17 protein-coding genes are annotated in these 21,068 nt (G+C 43.8%); 12 read left to right on the forward strand and 5 right to left on the reverse strand.

The genetic code is table 11. From position 1 onward, the window contains the following. Positions 1–33: 33 nt before the first annotated feature. The 6 genes from MK805_RS07300 (at position 34) to MK805_RS07325 (ending at position 7,395) form a co-directional block, all read left to right on the forward strand. Positions 34–1,101, forward strand: a complete 1,068-nt coding sequence (locus tag MK805_RS07300; protein WP_240874929.1) for a carbamoyl phosphate synthase small subunit — start codon at positions 34–36, stop codon at positions 1,099–1,101. A 2-nt stretch (positions 1,102–1,103) separates the two neighbouring features. Beyond that, positions 1,104–4,325, forward strand: coding sequence for a carbamoyl-phosphate synthase large subunit (gene carB / locus MK805_RS07305; RefSeq protein ID WP_240874930.1), 3,222 nt, complete (start codon positions 1,104–1,106; stop codon positions 4,323–4,325). A gap of 9 nt (positions 4,326–4,334) precedes the next feature. After that, complete coding sequence (gene pyrF / locus MK805_RS07310; RefSeq protein WP_240874931.1) at positions 4,335–5,039, forward strand: orotidine-5'-phosphate decarboxylase; 705 nt, start codon at positions 4,335–4,337, stop codon at positions 5,037–5,039. After that, positions 5,036–5,611 (forward strand): orotate phosphoribosyltransferase, encoded by a 576-nt coding sequence (pyrE, locus tag MK805_RS07315; RefSeq protein WP_240874932.1) that lies wholly within the window; start codon positions 5,036–5,038, stop codon positions 5,609–5,611. Before pyrF ends, pyrE begins: the two co-directional genes overlap by 4 nt. A 95-nt stretch (positions 5,612–5,706) precedes the next feature. Continuing rightward, a complete protein-coding gene (locus MK805_RS07320) occupies positions 5,707–6,414 on the forward strand; it encodes a TGBp1 family protein (protein ID WP_240874933.1) in 708 nt (235 codons plus the stop codon). Between the two features lie 165 nt (positions 6,415–6,579). After that, positions 6,580–7,395, forward strand: coding sequence for a hypothetical protein (locus MK805_RS07325; protein WP_240874934.1), 816 nt, complete (start codon positions 6,580–6,582; stop codon positions 7,393–7,395). 133 nt (positions 7,396–7,528) lie between these two features. Here MK805_RS07325 and MK805_RS07330 read toward each other — a convergent pair whose 3' ends face one another. Continuing rightward, positions 7,529–8,782 carry a hypothetical protein gene (locus MK805_RS07330; RefSeq protein ID WP_240874935.1) on the reverse strand — a complete coding sequence of 418 codons (1,254 nt, stop codon included), beginning with the start codon at positions 8,780–8,782 and terminating at the stop codon, positions 7,529–7,531. Between the two features lie 155 nt (positions 8,783–8,937). Continuing rightward, a complete protein-coding gene (locus tag MK805_RS07335; protein ID WP_240874936.1) occupies positions 8,938–9,825 on the reverse strand; it encodes a GntR family transcriptional regulator in 888 nt (295 codons plus the stop codon). 113 nt (positions 9,826–9,938) lie between these two features. On the opposite strand from MK805_RS07335, the gene MK805_RS07340 reads away from it, so the two are divergent. After that, entirely contained in the window at positions 9,939–11,309 is a 1,371-nt protein-coding gene (locus MK805_RS07340) for a hypothetical protein (RefSeq protein WP_240874937.1), read from the forward strand. 313 nt (positions 11,310–11,622) lie between these two features. Here MK805_RS07340 and MK805_RS07345 read toward each other — a convergent pair whose 3' ends face one another. Then, positions 11,623–12,471 carry a hypothetical protein gene (locus MK805_RS07345; protein ID WP_240874938.1) on the reverse strand — a complete coding sequence of 283 codons (849 nt, stop codon included), beginning with the start codon at positions 12,469–12,471 and terminating at the stop codon, positions 11,623–11,625. 394 nt (positions 12,472–12,865) lie between these two features. Between MK805_RS07345 and MK805_RS07350 the strand changes: the two genes are divergently transcribed. Further along, positions 12,866–14,053 carry a hypothetical protein gene (locus MK805_RS07350; RefSeq protein WP_240874939.1) on the forward strand — a complete coding sequence of 396 codons (1,188 nt, stop codon included), beginning with the start codon at positions 12,866–12,868 and terminating at the stop codon, positions 14,051–14,053. 169 nt (positions 14,054–14,222) lie between these two features. Then, positions 14,223–16,475, forward strand: a complete 2,253-nt coding sequence (locus tag MK805_RS07355) for an immune inhibitor A domain-containing protein (protein ID WP_240874940.1) — start codon at positions 14,223–14,225, stop codon at positions 16,473–16,475. 43 nt (positions 16,476–16,518) lie between these two features. Here MK805_RS07355 and MK805_RS07360 read toward each other — a convergent pair whose 3' ends face one another. Next, positions 16,519–17,091 (reverse strand): hypothetical protein, encoded by a 573-nt coding sequence (locus MK805_RS07360; RefSeq protein WP_240874941.1) that lies wholly within the window; start codon positions 17,089–17,091, stop codon positions 16,519–16,521. Between the two features lie 112 nt (positions 17,092–17,203). Here MK805_RS07360 and MK805_RS07365 point away from each other — a divergent pair, with 112 nt between their 5' ends. The 3 genes from MK805_RS07365 to MK805_RS07375 all read left to right on the forward strand — a co-directional run bounded on the left by MK805_RS07365 (position 17,204) and on the right by MK805_RS07375 (position 19,958). After that, positions 17,204–17,896 (forward strand): endonuclease V, encoded by a 693-nt coding sequence (locus MK805_RS07365; protein ID WP_240874942.1) that lies wholly within the window; start codon positions 17,204–17,206, stop codon positions 17,894–17,896. 98 nt (positions 17,897–17,994) lie between these two features. After that, the gene (locus MK805_RS07370; RefSeq protein WP_240874943.1) at positions 17,995–19,113 is read left to right on the forward strand and encodes an MFS transporter; all 1,119 of its coding nucleotides are present in this window, start codon (positions 17,995–17,997) and stop codon (positions 19,111–19,113) included. 92 nt (positions 19,114–19,205) lie between these two features. Beyond that, positions 19,206–19,958, forward strand: a complete 753-nt coding sequence (locus tag MK805_RS07375) for an MBL fold metallo-hydrolase (RefSeq protein WP_240874944.1) — start codon at positions 19,206–19,208, stop codon at positions 19,956–19,958. Between the two features lie 20 nt (positions 19,959–19,978). Here the strand turns inward: MK805_RS07375 and rarD are convergent, their stop codons facing one another. After that, complete coding sequence (rarD, locus tag MK805_RS07380) at positions 19,979–20,905, reverse strand: EamA family transporter RarD (protein WP_240874945.1); 927 nt, start codon at positions 20,903–20,905, stop codon at positions 19,979–19,981. Positions 20,906–21,068 lie beyond the last annotated feature (163 nt).

Genomic DNA, 21,068 nt, shown 5'->3' on the forward strand with positions numbered 1-21,068 from the left:
AGAACAAATTGCATAAGCGGAGGGTGAACTTAGATGAAAGCACGATTACTTCTCATTGACGGGACAGTATTTACAGGTACATCATTTGGAGCTACTGGGGAATCCATTGGAGAAGTCGTATTTAATACAAGTATGACCGGGTACCAAGAGATTGTCACAGACCCATCTTACTGTGGGGAATTAATCACGATGACGTATCCGCTCATCGGAAACTATGGGTTCAACCGTGAGGATAACGAAGCTTTAAAACCTCACTGTCAAGGGTTAATCGTCCGGGAGCATGCAGAGTATGCAAGTAACTGGAGAAATGAGATGCCGATCGACGAGTGGCTCGCCATGCATCATATCGTCGGAATTTCGGATATTGATACACGGATGTTGACGAGAAAAATTCGAATTCATGGGACGATGAAAGGCATGATTACGACAAGTGAGGAGCCAGTTGAAGTTCTTTTATCTCGCCTGCAAGATGCTTCATTGCGTACAGACCAAGTCGCACAAGTGAGCACGAAGAGTGTACAAATTTCTCCTAACAATGGAAAACGTGTGGTTTTAGTAGATTACGGGGCAAAGCACAACATTCATCGTGAATTAATGGAACGAAATTGTGAAGTAGTAGTAGTTCCTTACAATACAACTGCGGAAGAGATTTTGAAGTATCAGCCTGATGGCGTGATGCTTTCCAACGGACCTGGAGACCCAAAAGATGTTCCAGAATCTGTCCAAGCGATTCAAGGATTACTCGGCAAGGTTCCGATCTTTGGCATCTGTCTCGGACACCAGCTCTTGTCACTGGCATGTGGAGCAGATACAGAGAAGTTAAAGTTTGGTCATCGTGGAGGCAATCATCCAGTAAAAGAGTTAGCATCCGGACGCTCCTACCTTACGGCGCAAAATCACGGTTATGTTGTGCGTGAAGAGTCGCTGAAAAATACAGCACTAAAAGTTAGTCATGTCGCGTTAAATGATGGAACAATTGAAGGTGTCGAACACAAAGAATTTCCTGCTTTCTCAGTACAGTATCATCCAGAATCAGCCCCAGGACCATTGGATAATGGTTACTTGTTTGATCGATTTATGACAATGATGGAGGGAAAATAATCATGCCAAAAGATACATCACTTAAGAAAATCCTCGTAATAGGTTCCGGTCCTATCGTGATTGGTCAAGCAGCTGAATTTGACTATGCAGGTACACAGGCTTGTCAAGCATTAAAAGAAGAAGGCATGGAAGTTATTCTTGTCAACAGTAACCCTGCAACGATTATGACCGATACCAATATGGCGGATAAAGTGTATATTGAACCGCTGACAGTCGATTTCCTCACCCAAGTCATTCGCAAAGAACGACCTGATGGCTTGCTTCCTACTCTTGGAGGTCAAACTGGGTTAAACCTTGCAGTTAAACTAGCAGAAGCAGGTGTTTTAGAACGGGAAGGAGTTCGCTTGCTCGGGACAGAACTGCGTGCAATTACTTGTGCCGAAGACCGTGACCAGTTCCGTGCTTTGATGCACGAATTAAACGAACCAGTTCCTTCAAGTGATATCGTACACACCGCTGATGAAGCTGTCGCATTTGCTAATAAAAATGGATACCCAGTTATCGTCCGCCCAGCTTACACTTTGGGAGGAACCGGCGGCGGTATCGTAAACAACGAAGAAGAATTACGTGAAATTGTGGAGAACGGTCTGCGCCTAAGCCCTATCACCCAGTGTCTTATCGAACAGAGTATCGCTGGTTTTAAAGAAATCGAATACGAAGTAATGCGGGATGCCAATGATAATGCGATCGTCGTTTGTAACATGGAAAACTTCGATCCAGTTGGTGTGCATACAGGAGATAGTATTGTTTTCGCTCCAAGTCAAACTTTATCCGATAAAGAATACCATATGCTGCGTTCCTCCGCGTTAAAAATGATTCGAGCACTAGATATTCGTGGCGGATGTAACGTTCAATTTGCACTAGACCCAGACAGCTTTCAATACTATGTGATCGAAGTAAATCCACGGGTAAGCCGCTCTAGTGCCCTAGCATCCAAAGCGACTGGCTACCCAATCGCCCGAATCGCCGCCAAAATCGCTATGGGATACACCTTAGATGAACTGATCAACCCAGTGACTGGGCAGACCTACGCTTGCTTTGAACCAGCGTTAGACTATGTGGTTAGCAAAATTCCACGTTGGCCTTTTGATAAATTTTCTTCCGCTAACCGCCGTCTTGGCACGCAGATGAAAGCAACTGGGGAAGTCATGGCGATCGGCCGTAATTTAGAAGAATCCCTGCTCAAAGCTGTTCGTTCTCTAGAGATCGGTGCAGACTACCTCTACTTAGCAGAAACAGCTGAGATGACTCGCGAAGAATTAGAAAACAGATTGGTACGGGTAGATGATGAACGTCTCTTTTTACTAGGAGAATGGTTCCGTCGCGGTTACACCGTAGAAGACGCTCACATGCTCACAAAAATCGATCGTTTCTTCCTAGTCAAACTGGAGAGAATCATCAAGTTAGAGCGTGAGCTAAGGGACACAAGCGAATTGACAAGAGACTTACTCTTGACTGCAAAACGGATGGGCTTTACGGATCGAACGATAGCAAGACTTACAGGAAACAAAGGAAAAGCTATTGCCAAAAAACGCAAAGAGCTTGGTATTACCCCAGTTTACAAAATCGTAGATACTTGTGCGGCTGAGTTCTCTGCTTCTACTCCTTACTATTACTCGACTTATGAGCAAGAAGATGAAGTGGAAAAAGGCGATAAGAAAACGGTTCTCGTCCTTGGTTCCGGTCCGATCCGCATCGGGCAGGGGGTAGAATTTGACTACGCTACCGTTCATGCAATCTGGGCCATTCGCGAAGCTGGATATGAAGCAGTTATCATCAACAACAACCCAGAGACGGTATCTACCGACTTTAACACATCTGACCGCCTCTACTTTGAACCGCTTTTCAAAGAAGATGTGATGAATGTGATCGAACGAGAAAATCCGATCGGTGTAATCGTGCAGTTCGGTGGTCAAACAGCTTTAAATTTAGCGAGAGACTTACGCGAAGAAGGGATTCCAATCCTCGGTACTTCGTTAGAAGAGATCGATCGAGCAGAAGATCGGAAAAAATTTGAGAAATTGCTCAGCGATGAAAATATCGCTCAGCCGCCAGGAGCAGCAATCACTTCGATTGAGGCAGCAGTCCAAACCGCTACGGACTTGGGATATCCAGTGTTAGTCCGTCCATCCTATGTCCTCGGCGGGCGTGCGATGCAAATTGTCTACAACGAAGCCGAACTTCGCGATTATATGGTAGAAGCGGTAAAAGTTAATCCAGAGCATCCAGTGTTAATCGATAGATACCTTCTTGGAAAAGAACTTGAAGTAGATGCGATTTGTGATGGGGAGCAAGTGGTGATCCCTGGGATTATGGAGCATATTGAACGAGCTGGTGTTCACTCTGGTGACTCCATCGCGGTTTACCCGCCACAATCGATTACGGGCGAGCAGAAACAACGTTTAGTAGAGATTACGACAAGCATTGCCAAAGCACTGAATACAAAAGGACTCATCAATATCCAGTTCGTCCTCTTCAAAGACCAGATGTATGTCTTAGAAGTAAATCCACGAGCATCTCGAACAGTACCATTCTTAAGTAAAGTTACAGGTATTCCGATGGCACAAGTTGCTACAAGAATTATGCTTGGTGAAAGTTTAGCTGACCAAGGTTACACAGGAGGTTTATGGCCGGAAACTCCTGAAGTAGCAGTAAAAGTTCCTGTGTTCTCCTTTGCAAAACTGCGTCGTGTAGACATCATGCTCGGCCCTGAAATGAAATCTACTGGAGAAGTGATGGGTCGAGATCGTGATTATGCTAGAGCGGTGTACAAAGGTTTGATTGCAGCGGGAATTTCCTTACCTCGATTTGGCACAGTCGTCGCAACGATCGGAGATAAAGAGAAAGAAGAAGTAATTCCCTTGATGGAACGCTTTATCCAACTAGGCTATCGAGTTGTCTCTACCGCTGGAACAGCAGATGTGCTAGAAAAAGCAGGTATTCCTGTCCAACGAGTAAACAAGCTAAAAGATGGTTCCCCACATATTCTTGATATGATTCGCAAAGGGGAAGCGGATTTAGTTGTGAATACATGGACGCGTGGAAAAACCCCAGAAAGAGATGGATTTCTCATCCGCCGGGAAGCAGTTGAACATGGGGTAGCATGTCTCACCTCTCTCGATACGGTAGAAGCATTACTGACAACCATGGAAACCATTCACCTGTCTGCTCTGCCGATTGGTGAGGAAGCGAAAGTCGCCAGAAAACAAACAGTTATGGTGTAGGAGGGAATCATGAGTAAACAAATAATCGTCGCTTTGGATTATTCCTTGCAAGAAGCAGAAGCTTTCTTACGTTCCTTTCCACCTGCGTTTATCAAAGTTGGTTATCAACTGTTTTATGAAGCTGGTCCAGCATGGGTTGCCAAAAAGAAAGAGGAAGGCTACCAAGTCTTCCTCGATCTTAAGCTTCATGATATCCCTAACACGGTTTTTGAAGGGGTAAAAACGGTGAGTAAACTTGGAGTTGACCTTCTGACGATCCATGCTAGTGGCGGGAGTCAAATGATCGGGAAGGCACGAGAAGCAGTGGAGCTAACAGCTGCTGCAAATCACCGCACCAAAATTTTAGCTGTCACGCAATTGACAAGCACAGATCAAGCGATGTTGAACGATGAACTACAGATTCTAGGAAATGTGTCTGACTCTGCGATTCACTTGGCACAGTTAGCACAGCGATCAGGCGCAGATGGTGTTATCTGTTCTGGTCAGGAAGTAAGTGCGATCAAACAAGCAACTGCTTCAAATTTTCTTGCTGTAACACCAGGAATTCGTCCGAAAGAAGCCGGGGTAGACGATCAAAAACGAGTCGTTACTCCTGTAGAAGCTATTGCTCGTGGAGCAGATTATTTGGTCATCGGCAGACCGATAACCAAAGCGAGTGATCCAGTACAAGCGTATGAGAACATTTTACAATCGATCGAGGAGGCAACGGCATGAGTGATTGGACATTAGAAGCAGCGATTGAACGGACAGGGGTATTGAAAAAGGGTCATTTTCTCTTATCATCTGGTCGGCACAGTGACCAATATATGCAAATGGCACAATTACTCCAATATCCTAGAGAAGCAAAAGAAGCTGGAGATGCTGTAGCAAAACTGTTTCTTGACCAAGAAATTGATCTCGTAGTAGGACCGGCATTAGGTGGAGTCATCATCGCTCATGAGGTAGCAAGAGCCCTTGGAGTCCGCTGTATCTTTGCCGAACGCAAAGAAGGCGAAATGCAAATCCGCCGCGGCTTTGAAGTAAACCCAAGAGAACGCGTCTTGGTCATCGAAGACGTTGTGACCACTGGCGGTTCGGTAAAAGAAGTTATTTCACTGTTGGAAGAAAGAGAAGCGGAGATCATCGGTGTAGGTTCCTTAGTCGATCGGACAAAAGGTGAAAATCCTTTTGATGTTCCATACAAAGCACTAAAAGCAGTGCAAATTGAAAGCTACTCAGCAGAAGATTGCCCATTGTGTAAAGATGGTATTTCTGTGGTGAAACCTGGAAGTCGTCATAAAAAATAATGCAAAGTTGTCCTCTCTAACAGGTTAGAGGGGATGTTTTTTTTGATTATGCTAATTATAATGAAATTAGGGAACTATAGAGAAAAGAGAGACAGATGTTTGTACTCGAGAAGAACCCTAACCCGATTCAGATTCACGACGGAAGCAATGTCTTTGAGTTGATGGATCTTGTCGGTGACGCTAGGCTCCTTATCCTCGCAGTTGGTGTACCTGGATCAGGTAAATCCACTATCCTTGGAGAAATGAAGAGGATTTTGGAAGAACACTATGGTCTTTGTCCAGCAATTTGCGATCTGGATGATCGTCAATCGAAGTTCTGGAAAATTCCTTCCATTCTCCAGTATGTCTTGCCACGACGAATTTTTCGGTATTTGGTATCGAAAAAAATCGTTGATCCTGGAGGAAGCGACGAAGCGATGCAAACCACTTGGAAGTGGATTTTGGATCAAATCTCACGCGACTCCAAAGATCCGATCATCGTCTGTGATGCAGGTCCCAATTACTGGATGCGCTTTCAGCTTGTCAGTGCAGCGAAGGCAGTTGTGGCTGCTAGGAATAACGAGAAGGCCAAACTAGCTGAATGGAATATGCCCGAAGAAAGGTTCCATATCCATCAGGTCTTTATCAATTGTCCTTGGTGGCTAGCCTTTTTCCGTAACCTCATGCGTGAGAGGGTTGTTCACCTGAAGCCTTTCTTCAACGCAGTGCGGGGAGTAAAGAGTGCGTCCCGCAAAATGCTTCAGTACTGCGATTCTTGGGGAATTGTTGAAAATGGTTGGAAGAGTCATCGGAAAGATGCATAACCATGTGAGGAGTTCTCGCACAAACAATCCCCAGAGAGCGGCGGTGTTGACATTTTGTTGACACCGCCGTACTGCATTTTTGGATAGCCAGTATGAAAAGAAGGTAGTACAATAGAAAGTAGTACAATAGAAAGTAGTGTTGGTCACCCTAGAGAGAAGAGAAAAATGAATAAGGGAGCAAAACTACGAAAAAATCTTCAACGTTGGATTTCTAGTTATGGTCTCTTCCAAGACGTTGCATTTTCTGACGAACAAGAGTTCGCGAGGTTTTTTGGTCTCGATCCTATGTCGGCTTATAGGAGGTTGAAGGAGCTAAGACTCGCTGGATTCTGTCGTACAAGAGAGGACGGCAAACTCATCGTCGCTGTCCAAGATTGGTCCCGAACGGCGGAACCTCTCGTCGATGCCATTCCTGTTGCAGTGAACGAAGCATTTCAACAGGAGGACGTGACGATCAACATAGAGGCATTCACAGGGGAAACCTTCTTGGAAGCTATGAAGGAAGAATTGGAGAAGTTGAAGTCAGGAAAAACAAGACTTCGATCGCTCCATATTCGCTTGCTAGTGCCCAATTTCAAGAAGCCAGTAGCTGTTCCCAGTGTCGTTGGTGACCCTGATGATCTGCGTGCCCGTGAACGACAGGATGAGATCAGTCAAGATGTGATCACCTTGTTGCGGGATATCAAGAATCTTCAGACAGATGACTATGGCCGCTACATCTTCCGCGTGACAGTGGAGATTGGGAGGCTTGACTACTTCACCCCTTGGGATAAGATTTTTGTCTTTAACGGGCGCAAGGTTCTAAAAGGTAAATACGAAGTAGTCCAAGTTCAAGAAGAGTACAGAGGCAAACTCATGAAAATCAATGATTTTCGCGGGTTTGATGTGCCGATGAGTACTTCGGAGGAAGAAAGCCTAGTGTGGGAGACGATCAAACAATTCGAAGATAAGTGGAAACTCGCAGAGGTAGTAGAACTCTGATGATGTTGCCACAATTTGGTGGGTTAGGGATAACAGATCTCTGACCCACCAGGCGTATATGTCAAGTAACTTACATAAAATCGAGTGCGGCGGTGACAAATAGCTGATGTCACCGCCGCTGCTTACAAACAGGTCACCTCTTGCGGTTACGAAACAACTGAAGTGTTTGACTTTCAGCTTTCACATATGCAAGGGCTCTTTCTGCTTGCTTAAGGGCTTTGTTAATCGTGAGATCGACGTGGTGTTTTACATCACTTGTGATCACATGCCCCCATTTTTCTGGATCTTCGATTTCGGACCACGTTTCGCCAATGTGGCGTCCACTATCCGGTGCTTCCCTTTTCTTCAAATCCGTTGAGGTGGATTCCGTGAAAGTTACGATGCTAGTTGCCATGATTCTGACGAGATGTAGAGCATCTTCAGCCGTATCAATAGCTTCCTGGGCACTTATTCCAGGATCTCTGGGAAGTACTCTTTCCCTAACCAAAGCTACCTTGGACTTGGCGTCCTCTTCAGCAGATTGAAGGTTCTGGACAAGTGAGTTTGCCTGATTCGCAGATTGAAGCAGTTCTGGAATAATGGGTGAGTTTGTTTCTCTCGATCCCCAAAACTCCCAGACCTCAAGCTGGGCTGCTTCAAGGCTCTCCAACTCTTCAACAATTCCAGCAGAAGAACCAACCCATACATCCAGAATCTTTTGCTTCTTCAGAAGTAGGTTCCGAAGGGATGGGTAGAGCTTTACCACTTGAGAGGCGTCTTGCAGCCGGATCGCTTCTCTCACTCGGGTGGAGGTGCTCACGAGATGATCCAAGTTCAGATCTACAGTGTACTCGCGTACTCTGTTATCTGAAACAGGAGGGTCTCGCCAAACTTCGGCAAAGCTATCACCGCGTTCACGGATTTTAGACCATTCACTCCGGAATTTATCCAGAACTTTATAGTCCGCTCCAGATGATTCACCCATAAGAATGGCATTTCGCAGCTCGTAATAATCGATATAGATCTGATGAACATATCGATTGTGCAAATTCGAGTATTTCTTGATCATTCCTGGGAGTAGTGTGTTACCCCAAGGGTTCATGATGATGATGACTTTGTTTGAATCCGCTTCTTCCATGTAACGCAAGGTGATATCTCCGAGTACTTCGCCTTCCGATTCTCCATCGAGAGCTTGCTCGGACAGTTCCATGGATACATATTCCAACGGACCACCATAAACCGATCGAACGGTTGCAGGCTCCGACTGATTGAAGTCTTGGATGCACCAGATCGTCGAGTCCACATACTCTTCAAGGCCATAACGATTCCCAGTTGCAACAATCGTAATCGCCTTACCGCCACATACTCGTGTGAGGACATCAAGAGTCGCATGTTCCAGCTTAGCCACGGTATTCTCTTTTCTCTTTTCTCTTTTCTCTTTGACATAGGCCTAAGCTAATTATACGGGATGGAGAGAAGAACTGCTAGAAAAAGTATATGAAACGCACGCGGGCTAGAGACATTGTGTCCCTAGCCCACGCCTACCTAGGAAAAGAAAGACTACTACCTTGTCGTCTCGTTCTCCCAAATAGAAAGGTATGAAGCGAGTTCTTCTTTTGCAAACGGGTCTCTCCCTGAGTAGGAAAAGAGGCGAGCCTTCCAACCGAAAGTATCTACAACCTTCCGACCATCCCGCAAAACAGCTTCTCGCTGGTACTTTCCATAGAGAACCTTACTGCCAATCATTCGCTGCTCTTCGTCGCTCCACTCCAGGTAATAGAACTTTGACCCCGGAGTACCAGAAACAGTGCGAATTTCCGTCTTCAGTTCCGGTACCAAGCCATCTTCCTTGAGGATGGCGAGGTCGTCCAAAAGTTTTGGAGCTCTTTTGATGAGCATGCGAAGCCTCTCTCGTGCTTCCTCATCATCTCGATCATCGACGTAATACGGGATATCTAGTTTGTCGTCTGAGGCTGGAAGAAGAAGCTGAAGATCAAGCGACTTCGGTCTCTTCCCTCCAGACGCCCGAATTCCGCGGATGATGAGTTCAAGCATCGAGATGAGGGTTTCCGCAGTCAAGCACTGAACCCTCATTTTGATATGTCCTTCACAATCGAACATTTCCAGCAGGTTGAACGCCAAGCTGATAGGAGCAGGAAGGGAAGGAATTTGTGTATGTGTTTCGGCGACGACTGGTCGACCGTCCTCAAAAACGATTAGACCGTCCTCTTTCAAATGGAGGAAAGCAAGTTCCATTGTTGGCATAGCTACACCGTGATCCTGTGCCAACTCGCCAAGAGAAGGGAGAACATCTCCAGGATCCAGATCTCCATTTTGGATCATGTTTGCATAGCTAGTTCTGATTGTTTGGACTCGATCTGTCATCTCTATCCTTAAAGGTTGAAGGATACCACTAACTTTATTATACTGGTGATCTTTTGTTTTTTTCAATCGGATGTAACATTAATTACACAAGTTTGATCTTAGTTTTATAACTAGAATACTTAAAAATTTTCGCTTATAATTGATTAAGAACCTGTAAACTCAACGAGATAGAGAGAAAGATGTCACAGGAACTAGTACCAGAAGAGGTAGTGGAAAGAAATGGAGTGGATTGGGGATATCGCCCCTTTCACAAGCTGCTCCGCAGAGCAAACGGTCGTCCGATCGTAATCTTGGCTTCTGGCAATGTCGGTGGAGGTAAGAGCACAGCGATTAAGCATTACATCGAACTAGTCAAGGAGTTCAACCGTACCAATGCAAAGTGGGTCAAGAAAAAGTACGGAGCTCCTTTCGAGTGTGTCGAGCTGGATGCAGATCCTAAGGGATTTAAGGGACGTTTCCCAACGAATAAAGTACCCCTGTTTATGGATCCAGTAGTGCAACGGTTCTATCGTCTACTTTTTGATCAGGATCAGCAGAGGCATCATATTCTTATCGTTGCTGATTCTGGTGTGAATGTGGATCAGCGTATGGGAATGGTTCTTCCTGCAAAAGAGATGGGGCGTTTTGTCTTTCAATTCCTCATCGACACCAGTTTTGTGGATGCGGTGAATGGAAATGAAATTCGAGATCGTCAGATGGAAGAAGTCGTCGTATTTCGTGTTCACGATGGTCTTCCTAAGACGTGGCCGAAGATGAAGGGCCTCGGGCACTTTTACAGTGAGTTCAAGGTTAAGCACACTGTAGATGACAACCAAGTCGGTTCTGAGGTTGTCCGAAAGGTAAAGCTCAAGAAACTCCGAGCTCTGCATACCAGACTTTCGGCAGCGATCGAGCTTAGTCGAGAAAAGAAGCATCTGGCTCCGTTGGTAGAGCCCTATAAGGATCTCCAGAAGCTTGATGTAGAACCTCTACTTGCTAAGTGGGGCGATTGTCCTGAAATGCAAGAGGCTGTTGAGAATTTGGAGAAAGTCAGGCTGGAAACTTGGAGTACTTTCGGTCAGTTGGCTGGCTGGGAAGCCATGCGAGATTTCTTGCGAATGATCGAAACGATTCGAGGAAGCGTCCAGCCTATGGATGATCGTCTTCAGCATTCCAAGGGAGCGGGAGAGATTTTCGCTGAAGCGGAGATCAAGCTAAACTGGAGTTCACCTGGAGTAAGTCAGGATGTGTTTCAGACGGCACTAGGCGCTTTTGAACAGGCAGTTGAAGGCGTATACGAAGCCGTTCAAGGAATCGAAGACCTCTCTTTGAACATTGCGACCGAATTGAAAGAAATGGAAGACCAAATCGGTCGAAGGGTGTTTGATGAAGTGAGAAATCATTGGAAGAATAAGGACTTTCTTCCGATTTTGATGACTGCTCATGTAGCTGTGTACGATGCTGCGGAGTACGTCGACAAGATCAGAAAAATGGCTCTTTGCAGGGCTAGAGATGCAAGTAAAATTGCAGACCGCCTAAAGCAGAGGGTTGAACGAGTCCGAAATGCGTGAACCAGGTTCATGCTAGCGGCGGTGACAGTTTTTTGTCACCGCCGCGCTGCGTTTACTCGCTGTTCTGATGTTATTTATCATTTTGTACTGTATGTGTATCCATTTGATGAATCTTACTTTGAGAGAATGTCAAGAAATTGATGTAAGATGAGGTCAGTCGCTGTATTCTCTGTTTTGTGTCAAAGTCTGAAGTTTATTTGATAGAACGAAGAGATGAACTTCTTGAAAAAAGTGGGTTGAAAAGCACGCGGGCTAGGGACACGATGTCTCTAGCCCGTTACTACGTTTCCGCAGTCCCTATCGCTTTTTGAAGTCAGATTTCCTCCAGTGGTGTTTTTTGATCAATCGACGCCCATTCTGAATCGAACATAGTCCGGTTCTGTTTCATTTGTTCCGTTCCTGCTGGGTAGTAAATGAGGGGCATGTCTTTACTGACCACATCCAAAATTCTCATCTCTTCGCCGTTGTGGGTGACAGTGTGCTTTCTCTTGTGATAGAAACCAAACAAGGATTCCTCACCGTTGAGATAAAATCTCCCTGGAGGCAAAGTGGGGGATTTCTTTATCCAGACTTTTACGACATGCCCAGGTGCCTGCAAAGACTGAATTTGTCGAACCATCGGAATGGCAAACCGTTTGGCGATTCCCCTCATTCTATTTTGTGGACGCGGATCGGTAGGGTCATCTAGTGACCTCGGTACACCAAGAGGAACAGAATAGTCCGGAAGAATCAATCGGATGGTGATCGATTCAGGACTGTAGCGATTTCCATTTCGAATATCGGTAATGATCGGAGTCAATACCGGAAATAGGAACTCTGTCGTAAAACACCAGACTGAAAGTTCTGCTCTTTGTTCTAGGAATGTTCGGTTCAGAAAGTTGGACAGTTTCACAGAAGAAGGGAGACTAGGGTCATAGTCCATGTCCTTTCCCATTTTGGATGGGATGATGACCCACTCTCCATATCGTTCTTCGTAAACAAATCCCTTTTTTTGTAGTACGAATAGAGCCATCCGCATTAGGGAAACAGATACATGGAATTTTTTTGCTTTCTCAGCCTGCTTCCATCGCATTCCCGAAACGTAACTGTGACGGATCTCAGTTTCCAACGCTTCTGCAAGCTCTACGGCGAGCTCGAGCGGTACGGTTTGTTCTGTCTTCATCTTTACTCCAAAAGCTTTAGGTTACAATATTAATTATACTGTTTTTTTAAAAATCTGCTATTTAAAATAGGTATTATTACGGGAGGAATTTGGTTAATAAATTATTTAAGTACATTTGAAAACACATAGGATTAGAGATAAAAATGATATAAAATAAATTTATCCAATGTTTCAAAGAGAAAAGAGAGAAACGGTGGAAATCAAGCATCGTCCTGTTGAACTTTCTGGTGCCAGTGCAAAAGTTCTCTTTGAGCTCAGTGCCGCATATGAAGCCATTGTAGTTGGCCTGTCCGGTCTGCCTGGTGTTGGCAAAAGTGTGGATGCTGAAGCCTTGAAATGGGATTTCCTGCAAGAAAATATGAGCAGAGTCTTTAGCCCTTACGAGGTTTTTATCTTGGATACAGATAAGAATCTTCCCAAGGCACAGCAACAGGGGAAAGTGGCTGTCACGCCAGAAGTTGCCGACAGGGCATGGCAAAAGACGAAACGTCAATACAAAAAAATCCTTGCCCCAAAAAGGGTCATTATTTTTCCTGATGCTGGTGACAATGTAAAGGAGAGAACCAAGGTTTACGAAAGAGCACTAAAACGTAATGCTTATCTCTTCCTCAGGCATCACCGGGCCACTTTTGATACAGCTGTCATTTCAAATGCAGGCCGCCTTCGTAAGGTTGATCCTTGGGTTATGTGGCGTGTATTTGAGGTTATGGAGGAAGCTTGGAAGGTCCTGCAACAGTTTGCTCATGGGTATGAAGTCATCGATGTTGAGCGTGCTTCTTTCCAAGAAGTAGCACAGAACACATCTTTGCAGGATCTCCTTCTTTACCTAGGCGAGAATATTGAAGTACTCCAAGAGCGAGCCAACCAAGCCATGCGAGATGAGGATGCTCAAGCCGCGCGTTTGGTTTGGAAGGCAGCTAAGGATTTGCACGCTTGGCGTGCTCCCATCGTTAAGACTTACCGAACTCGAAAGGGTTTGGAAGTGGTCGAGCGTAGTTTGGCTACTTTGGGAGATGTCGTGCAGACATCATGGGCAACATGGCGAAGCCTAGAGTCGAAGCAGAATTCATCTGTTTTGGTTGCCATGGATCAGTTTCAGGCGGCGTGGAGCGCTACTGATAAGGTAACCCAAGCCCTTGAGCAGCTTCGAATTGCTATTCCCCAAGCCCTTGAGTTTGCTGACAGGGCTAGCATTCTGCAAGTGCCCAAGAGTTCCTTGCTTCAAGAGGTCATTAGGTTCAAGCGAATCATCCGTGCAGCTCTAGATGTTGCTGAAGAAGCCGAGCTAGCACGTCGGGAAGCTTGGCATCTCTTTGAAGAAAGTAAACGAGCAGATACTGGCCGTGAGATTCCAGTAGACTTGGATCTCTATGAAGCGGGGCTTAAAGCAGGAAAAGCATCCAAATATTGGGCGGATTTGGAATGTAGTGAGCTTCTTGAGTCATGGAAGGCTGCACTGAAACAACAACAAAGGGTTCTCGAAAAGTGGAATCAAACACAAGTCTGGAATGACGACCAGTGGAATAGGGCAACGCAGAACTTGTATGTAGTCTTGACAGAGCTCAAAAATAAGGTCTGTTAGCTCTGATCCACATTTGCGGCGGTGACATGAAAACTGTCATCGCCGCACTGCATTTACTTATAGTTTTGATATTATTCACCATTATTAACTTCCACCCATCTCAATTTACTTGGAAATATATGTTATAATCCATTTGATAAAACTTGCCATGAGATAATGAGGTGGATAAATGTTCCCAAATAACAACAGAAATATTTTCTTACTATTTCTATTATTATGTTGTATTTCTCTTCTTTTCTATTTTGGACAGAAAGTAGAGGCGAAAGAAGAGAATCAAAAAGATATATTCATAGATTATGGATCAATCCATCAAGAAAGCTATATTGCTTACCTTCGAAAAATCGGAAAAATTACCGCCTCTGCAACCCCTGAACAAATCGATAAAATCATCAAAAACGAACTATACTTAAAGCAAAACCCTTTTCCATTTACAAATGGGATTGATACGACAAGTATATTTGGCAAACAGGTATATTCCCAGCAGCAAAGGCTTTTGCAAAAAACGATCGAACGTGTTCATCACCTTTCAGAACAAACAACTCTGCCTGCTTTGGCTCATCAAGATAATGCGGTGATTGCACTAATAGAGTTTCCCGATCAAAAACATAATCAGATTAAACCAACAGAAAAAAGCAGCTTTTGGACCAAAGATTTTAACCCTGCACACTATCGTCAACTCATCTTTGGAGTGGCTGGTTTAAAGCATAATGGCAAAAGGCTGATCACTGCCAATCAATATTATAAACAACAATCTGCTGGCTCTTGGTCGTTGGCTGGAGATGTGACGGATTGGGTTGTTGCCAAGCACGATGCCGCTTTCTATGGAGCTCATCATAAAACGGATGAGTACGACCAAAATGATGTTAATCCAACAGAACTTATAAAGGAAACGTTGCAGAGTGTAGCAGCTAAAATCAAAGGGAAAGAAAAGTTGTATGATCAGCGTGATCCTTATGATCTTGATGATGATGGCAACGTGATGGAACCGGACGGATTGCTCGATAATTTATTTGTTGTGCATGCTGGTCTTGGAGAAGAGGAAGGCGGCGGGGATAATGCGATCTGGTCGCACCGATCTGTCATTGGACCGAAACCTGTAGAGATTCCGGGAACGACTTTAAAAGCATATGATTACATCATCCAGCCAGAAGACGGGGCAACTGGTGTTTTCACTCATGAGTACGCGCATAATCTGGGTTTACCTGATGAATATGATACTGGATCAACAGGTACCGGTTCACCAGTAGAAGCTTGGTCCTTGATGTCCTATGGCAGTTGGACTGGAAAAATACCCGGAACAGAACCATCTGGCTTCAGTCCATGGGATAAATTGTTTTTTGCCAGTTTGTATGGAGGAAATTGGTCCGTTCCCAAAACAATCAAACTGGAAGACTTAAAATCACCAAAAACGCTTGCCTTGAAGGAAGCAGTGGCACCTGTGAAAAATGGAAAAATGATCAAAGTAGATTTACCTGATAAGATCGTTTCTCCGCCGCTGCGCCCCTTAGGTAAAAAGTCCTACTATTCTACGAAAGGAAATATGCTGGATACTAGATTGTCCTCACCAACAATTGATTTAACCAATAAAAAATCATCTTCTTTGAATTTTGATACATGGTATGACATCGAGCCTGGATATGATTTTTTATATGTGGATGTATATGTAGATGGGGCAAAAGAACCAAAACAGCTTGCTTCCTATACGGCTAAAACAGGTGGAAATTGGGTAAAGAAACAGCTTGATCTATCTTCCTTTGTCGGGCATCAAATTCGCATAGAATTTCGATATGTGACAGATGTTGGGGCGGCACAAGAAGGCTTTTATGTGGACAATATCCAAGTTGTCGCAGATGATAAGCAAATGTTTATGGATGATGTAGAAGGGGAACCACTCTTTACACAAGAAGGCTTTCAAATTTTCGATGGTTCACCAATCGCCTATCCAAATTACTATTTGATCGAATGGCGCACGCATCATGGACTCGATCAAGGTCTTGCTCATATCCGCCGTAACAATAGTATTTTGAGCTACGATTCTGGTATGCTCGTTTGGTACTATGACGCGAGTTTCGGAGAAGATAATCAGACAGGATTGCATCCCGGAGAAGGATTTTTAGGTGTAGTGGACAGCCATCAAATGGGACACTTTTGGAGTGATGGGAAAGTAGGATCAACTCGTTATCAAATCAACGATGCAGCATTTCATTTTAAACCGACAAGCCCGATGAATATTCTGTATCCAAAAGTGGAAATGAAATATGACAGTGCCCCTGGGGTTCCTTATTTTTCTGATAAAAATGACTATAGTAGCCCATTTAATCCACCAGGTGGGAAAATACTGCCAAAACATAACCTTACGATCAAATTAGAAAAAGTAAGTGATGACGAAAGAAATGCTTGGATCACCTTTTCAGTCCAATAAAGCATCCGCCCCCCAGGGTTCACCTGAGGGGCGTTTTTGACTACTACAGCAGAACATGTGCCAATGGCAGGGCATAAGTAGTCAGATGAAGACAGTACTTGTGAAGCGCTTGATCCACATAGGGGGCTCCTCCTCCATCTTTGAAGTAGGATTCCTGTCCCATGTGAATCATTTTAGCTTTCACGGGCCAGCGCCGGTCGATAAACCCGTGGAGAACAGCATTCACGATCAGCCAGAAGAGGAAATAACTCCACCCGATTCGCTCTACAGGATTGAATTCGACTCCACGTTTGTGAATCATCGCGTAGTTCAGCATGTAACTGGTCGATACGAACAGAACGTAGATGCTCAACGCATAGACAAATACGTGGAGGAAGTTGTACCACAGGCTTTTCAGGTAGTCTTTTCGCTTTTCACCATAGCTCTTTCGGTAGTCGAACAGCAGACAGAGGGCTTCTTGCCAAGTCCATTTCTTCTCTTTGGTTTCTCGGTGGAGCGCGCCCTTATGTTCATCCATCTTGTCTGTTTGGAGAAGGTAATCCCCCACGACATGACCGATAGAGGCACAGTGCCATAGGATCACTAGTGCGAGGATGTCGAATACCACGTCCTGCATGTGCTTGTCTCCAATTTGAAGCGGGAGTAACCCATTTCGTTCCATTCTAGTATAGAATAAAACAGAGACAGTGTTAACAAATAAAAACAAACTATCATTTTTGGAGGTGACTATGCAGTACAAGACAATACATACCTTCCCTGTAGAGGAAGAGAAAAAAGAATCGATACAAATAGATTTAAGAAAACAATTAGTTACTACTCCTTATTTTCATTCCCCAAAAATCGTATGTGGGATCGATCTTGCTTATAAAGAAAATCTAGCAGCAGCAGTTATTGTAGCAATGGATCATAGTACTCATGAAATAGTAGAGTTGGTCTACCATGTGGAAGAAGTGATGGAATCATATGTGCCGGGAATGCTCGCTTTTCGTGAACTGCCTCTTATATTAAAAGCTTGGGAGAAGCTGACGATAGAACCTGATGTTGTGTTTTTTGATGGAAATGGAATGCTGCATCCAAGAAGAATGGGGATTGCTTCCCATGCGTCTTTTTTTCTGCAAAAACCGACAATAGGGATAGCAAAAACATATTTATTGGGAGACCATAAACCTCTCGGCTTAAAACAAGGAGAATATGAGTTCATGGAGGATCAAGGGGAGGTAATAGGGGCGATAGTCCGAACACAAACAGGAGTGAAACCTGTTTATGTGTCCATCGGTAATTATTTAGCCTTAGAGGATGCGATACGGCTGAGCATGGAACAAGTAGGAAAGATAAGCAGACTGCCTGAGATTGTCAGGCAGGCAGATATTTATTCGCGAAAAATATTGCGTGAATACATGCAAAGTCCAAAAACGATATAATAATAAAGTCCGTAGAAACAACAGAAGGGAACCCCATGTTTTCTCGATATCTCAAAATGTTCCCCGCAGCTTTTTACCCTTTCATAGGGGTAAACTTCTTGTCCTGTGGCATGATGTACTTGGGGAATATGTCCGTTCCATTTCTCTCTGATCACCGTGGCTGGGAAAAAGAAATGGGGCAGATCAGCGCCCTGTTTTTGTTCGGCATGGTGTTCGGACGAGTGCTAGGGGCTTGGCTGCTCAGCAGGGTGAATAACTTGTATGCCCTGCATATTTGTATGGTACTGCTGGTTATCACGACATTTCTGTATGGATTTGTCGTACAAGCTGCTGTCGTTATCACGCTTCGATGGGTCCAAGGATTGGTTCTAGCAGTAACGCTGTCCTTGAGCGATATCATGGTAATGCGTGTCCTTAACAGTCCGCCACTAGGTAAATCAGAAGTACCCCGACAGCAATATGCCAAAGGGATGGGGTATTACTCCGTTGCGGGAACTATCAGCTTGTTCCTCTTTGGCACCAGTAGCCTGTACCTGATGCAAGATGTTCCGTTTCCTATTGTTTTTGGGATAGTAGCGGTACTCATCACGCTTCTGTATGTTTGGATGACTCGATTCATGTCGAAGAATCCAGCATTTATCATGCCCTATGAAAAACAAGAGAAGGGCTGGAGCGTTTTTGTCCTAGCAGCTATTCCGCTTGGATTGTCAGCAGGCGGAGTATCAGCTGTGTTTACTGCACTCAACTCCTATAGCCAGCCGATTTCGGCTGCCAAAGGTTTGGTGCTGTGGGCGGTTACAGGTGGGATCACACTTGCCATTCTGCTTGGACGATCACTAGCAGGATGGTTTGCTGTTCGGCCTCAGGTGAGTATTGTCCTAGGAATATGTGTCATCTGGCTTGGAGTCGTGTTGCTGTGGAGGACAGAGGGCATTTTTGCCTATATGGGCATCCTAGCGATTGGGTTTGGATTTGGCATCACCATCATCTTGTTCTTTGATGTTCTTCAACGTCAAATGAATCCTCAGACGATCGGTGCTGCTTTTTCCACCTTTTCGATCATTTGCTTTGACCTTTTGCCAGCTCTTGTCAAGTGGCAATATGGGAAAGCATCTGTGGAACATGGGTATGAGAATGTTCTGGGGCTCCTAGTATGGTACCCTGTGGGTTCTCTTGTACTGTTTCTGCTGTATATAGGGATCAAAAAACAGAAATAGTATCCCAAATATGGCTGGTGCAGATGTGCCAGCCACCCACATCATAAATGAATTCGAAAATAGATAATACAAATCGATAGGAGAGATAATAGATGAACATTCAATTGATTCGCCATGCGACATTATGGATAGAATATGCAGGGAAGAAGTTACTGATAGATCCAATGTTTAGTAAGAAAGGAGAGCTTGCTGCTACTCCTAATACACCAAATGAACAACGAAATCCATTAGTAGATTTGTCTCTAGAAATCGAATCATTTCTGCAACCTGATGCAATTTTGCTCACTCACTCCCATCGAGATCACTTGGATGAGGCTGCTATACAACGTTTATCAAAAAATCTGCGTATCTACTGTCAGCCTGCAGATGAGCAAAAATTAATCGATCTGTCCTTTACAGATGTTCAAGTAGTAGAAGATCAAATAAATTGGGATGGTCTAAGCATTATTCGAACAGGTGGTCAGCATGGAAGAGGAGAAATCGGTAAACAGATGGGTGCTGTTTCTGGATTTATCCTTCAAGCCGAAGGGGAAGATTGCCTATATATTACCGGAGACACTGTTTGGTGTGAAGAAGTAGAACGGGCAATAGAAGTATATCGTCCAGAAGTAATCGTCGCTTTTTCAGGTGCAGCTCAATTTCTTACTGGTGGAGCGATTACGATGGATAAAGAAGATTTACGACAATTGTATGTGTCATCTCCGGAAAGCAGCATTGTCGCGGTTCATCTCGATACATGGAATCACTGTCTCTTGACCAGAAAAGAACTAAGTGATTATTTAGTGAAAGTGGATATGTTTGATAGATTTCATCTTCCGCAAGATGGAGAGGTTTTATCATTTTAAAAGATAGCCCAGCTTTTTAGTTAGCTGGGTTTTTTGATGAGTTCTTCTTTTTTTATCGAAGGAATCTTCATTTCTTTGATATGAGAGAAAGTAAAGACAATGAGAGCTAACCAGATGAAGCTAAAGCTAATAAATTCGATCGAGGTAAAAGTCTCATGAAAAAAGAAAACACCTAAAATCAGATTAATCGTCGGTGCAATATATTGTAAAAAACCCATCGTGAACATGGATACTCGCTTTTGACCAATACCAAACCAGAGCAAGGGAACCGCAGTAAGTATCCCTGAAAGGATGAGAAGGATGATTATAGTGGTGGAAACATGACCGAGAGAGCCTGTCCCATTGCTTTCTTCAAAAAATAAGTAAGCAATTGCAAATGGGGTGAGAAAGATTGTTTCCAATGCAAGGGAAAGGATAGCATCTACCTGTACCAATTTTTTGAATAGTCCATATAGAGCGAATGTAAGAGCCAAAGAAATCGAAATCCAAGGAATTTGTCCATAGTTAATGGTTAGAATAATCACACTTATTAATGCAAGACATAGTGAGGTGGTTTGCCATTTATTTAACCGTTCTTTTAGAAATAACATCCCAAAAGCGATACTGATCAAAGGGTTAATATAATATCCCAAGCTAGCTTCAATGACATGATCATTGGTAACAGACCAAATATAGATAAACCAATTGGCACTCATAAAAATAGATCCTGCTAAAACAAATAACATCGTTTTTTTATTAGATAAGATTTCTTTTATTAAATGCCATTGTTTTCTAACTGTGATAACGATTGCAACGAAGACAAAGGACCAAACAAAGCGGTGTGCTAGTATCTGAAGGGAAGGGATTTGTTCCATATAGTGCCAATATATAGGCAGTATTCCCCAGGAAATAAATGCGAAAGAAGCATAAATCATACCGGCTTTATCATCTTTTAAATGGGATGACATAATGATAACCTCATTTCTAAAATATTATTTATATATTATTAAGGAAATATTGTAAAAAAGAATCAAAATCATCCTTCAAGATAGAATTATTATGGATATCCTATCACATTTAATAGTCATTATATACTAAATTATAATATTTCATTATTTTATCAAAATAATA

This window comes from Shimazuella soli (genome assembly GCF_022511585.1).
Lineage (GTDB): Bacteria > Bacillota > Bacilli > Thermoactinomycetales > Thermoactinomycetaceae > Shimazuella > Shimazuella soli.

What these genes read in the sequence shown, in the direction of transcription:
- MK805_RS07300 (WP_240874929.1), top strand. Translation starts at nt 34, where the DNA reads ATGAAAGCACGATTACTTCTCATTGACGGGACAGTATTTACAGGTACA.
- carB (WP_240874930.1), top strand. Translation starts at nt 1,104, where the DNA reads ATGCCAAAAGATACATCACTTAAGAAAATCCTCGTAATAGGTTCCGGT.
- pyrF (WP_240874931.1), top strand. Translation starts at nt 4,335, where the DNA reads ATGAGTAAACAAATAATCGTCGCTTTGGATTATTCCTTGCAAGAAGCA.
- pyrE (WP_240874932.1), top strand. Translation starts at nt 5,036, where the DNA reads ATGAGTGATTGGACATTAGAAGCAGCGATTGAACGGACAGGGGTATTG.
- MK805_RS07320 (WP_240874933.1), top strand. Translation starts at nt 5,707, where the DNA reads ATGTTTGTACTCGAGAAGAACCCTAACCCGATTCAGATTCACGACGGA.
- MK805_RS07325 (WP_240874934.1), top strand. Translation starts at nt 6,580, where the DNA reads ATGAATAAGGGAGCAAAACTACGAAAAAATCTTCAACGTTGGATTTCT.
- MK805_RS07340 (WP_240874937.1), top strand. Translation starts at nt 9,939, where the DNA reads ATGTCACAGGAACTAGTACCAGAAGAGGTAGTGGAAAGAAATGGAGTG.
- MK805_RS07345 (WP_240874938.1), bottom strand. Translation starts at nt 12,471, where the DNA reads ATGAAGACAGAACAAACCGTACCGCTCGAGCTCGCCGTAGAGCTTGCA.
- MK805_RS07355 (WP_240874940.1), top strand. Translation starts at nt 14,223, where the DNA reads ATGTTCCCAAATAACAACAGAAATATTTTCTTACTATTTCTATTATTA.
- MK805_RS07360 (WP_240874941.1), bottom strand. Translation starts at nt 17,091, where the DNA reads ATGCAGGACGTGGTATTCGACATCCTCGCACTAGTGATCCTATGGCAC.
- MK805_RS07365 (WP_240874942.1), top strand. Translation starts at nt 17,204, where the DNA reads ATGCAGTACAAGACAATACATACCTTCCCTGTAGAGGAAGAGAAAAAA.
- MK805_RS07375 (WP_240874944.1), top strand. Translation starts at nt 19,206, where the DNA reads ATGAACATTCAATTGATTCGCCATGCGACATTATGGATAGAATATGCA.
- rarD (WP_240874945.1), bottom strand. Translation starts at nt 20,905, where the DNA reads ATGTCATCCCATTTAAAAGATGATAAAGCCGGTATGATTTATGCTTCT.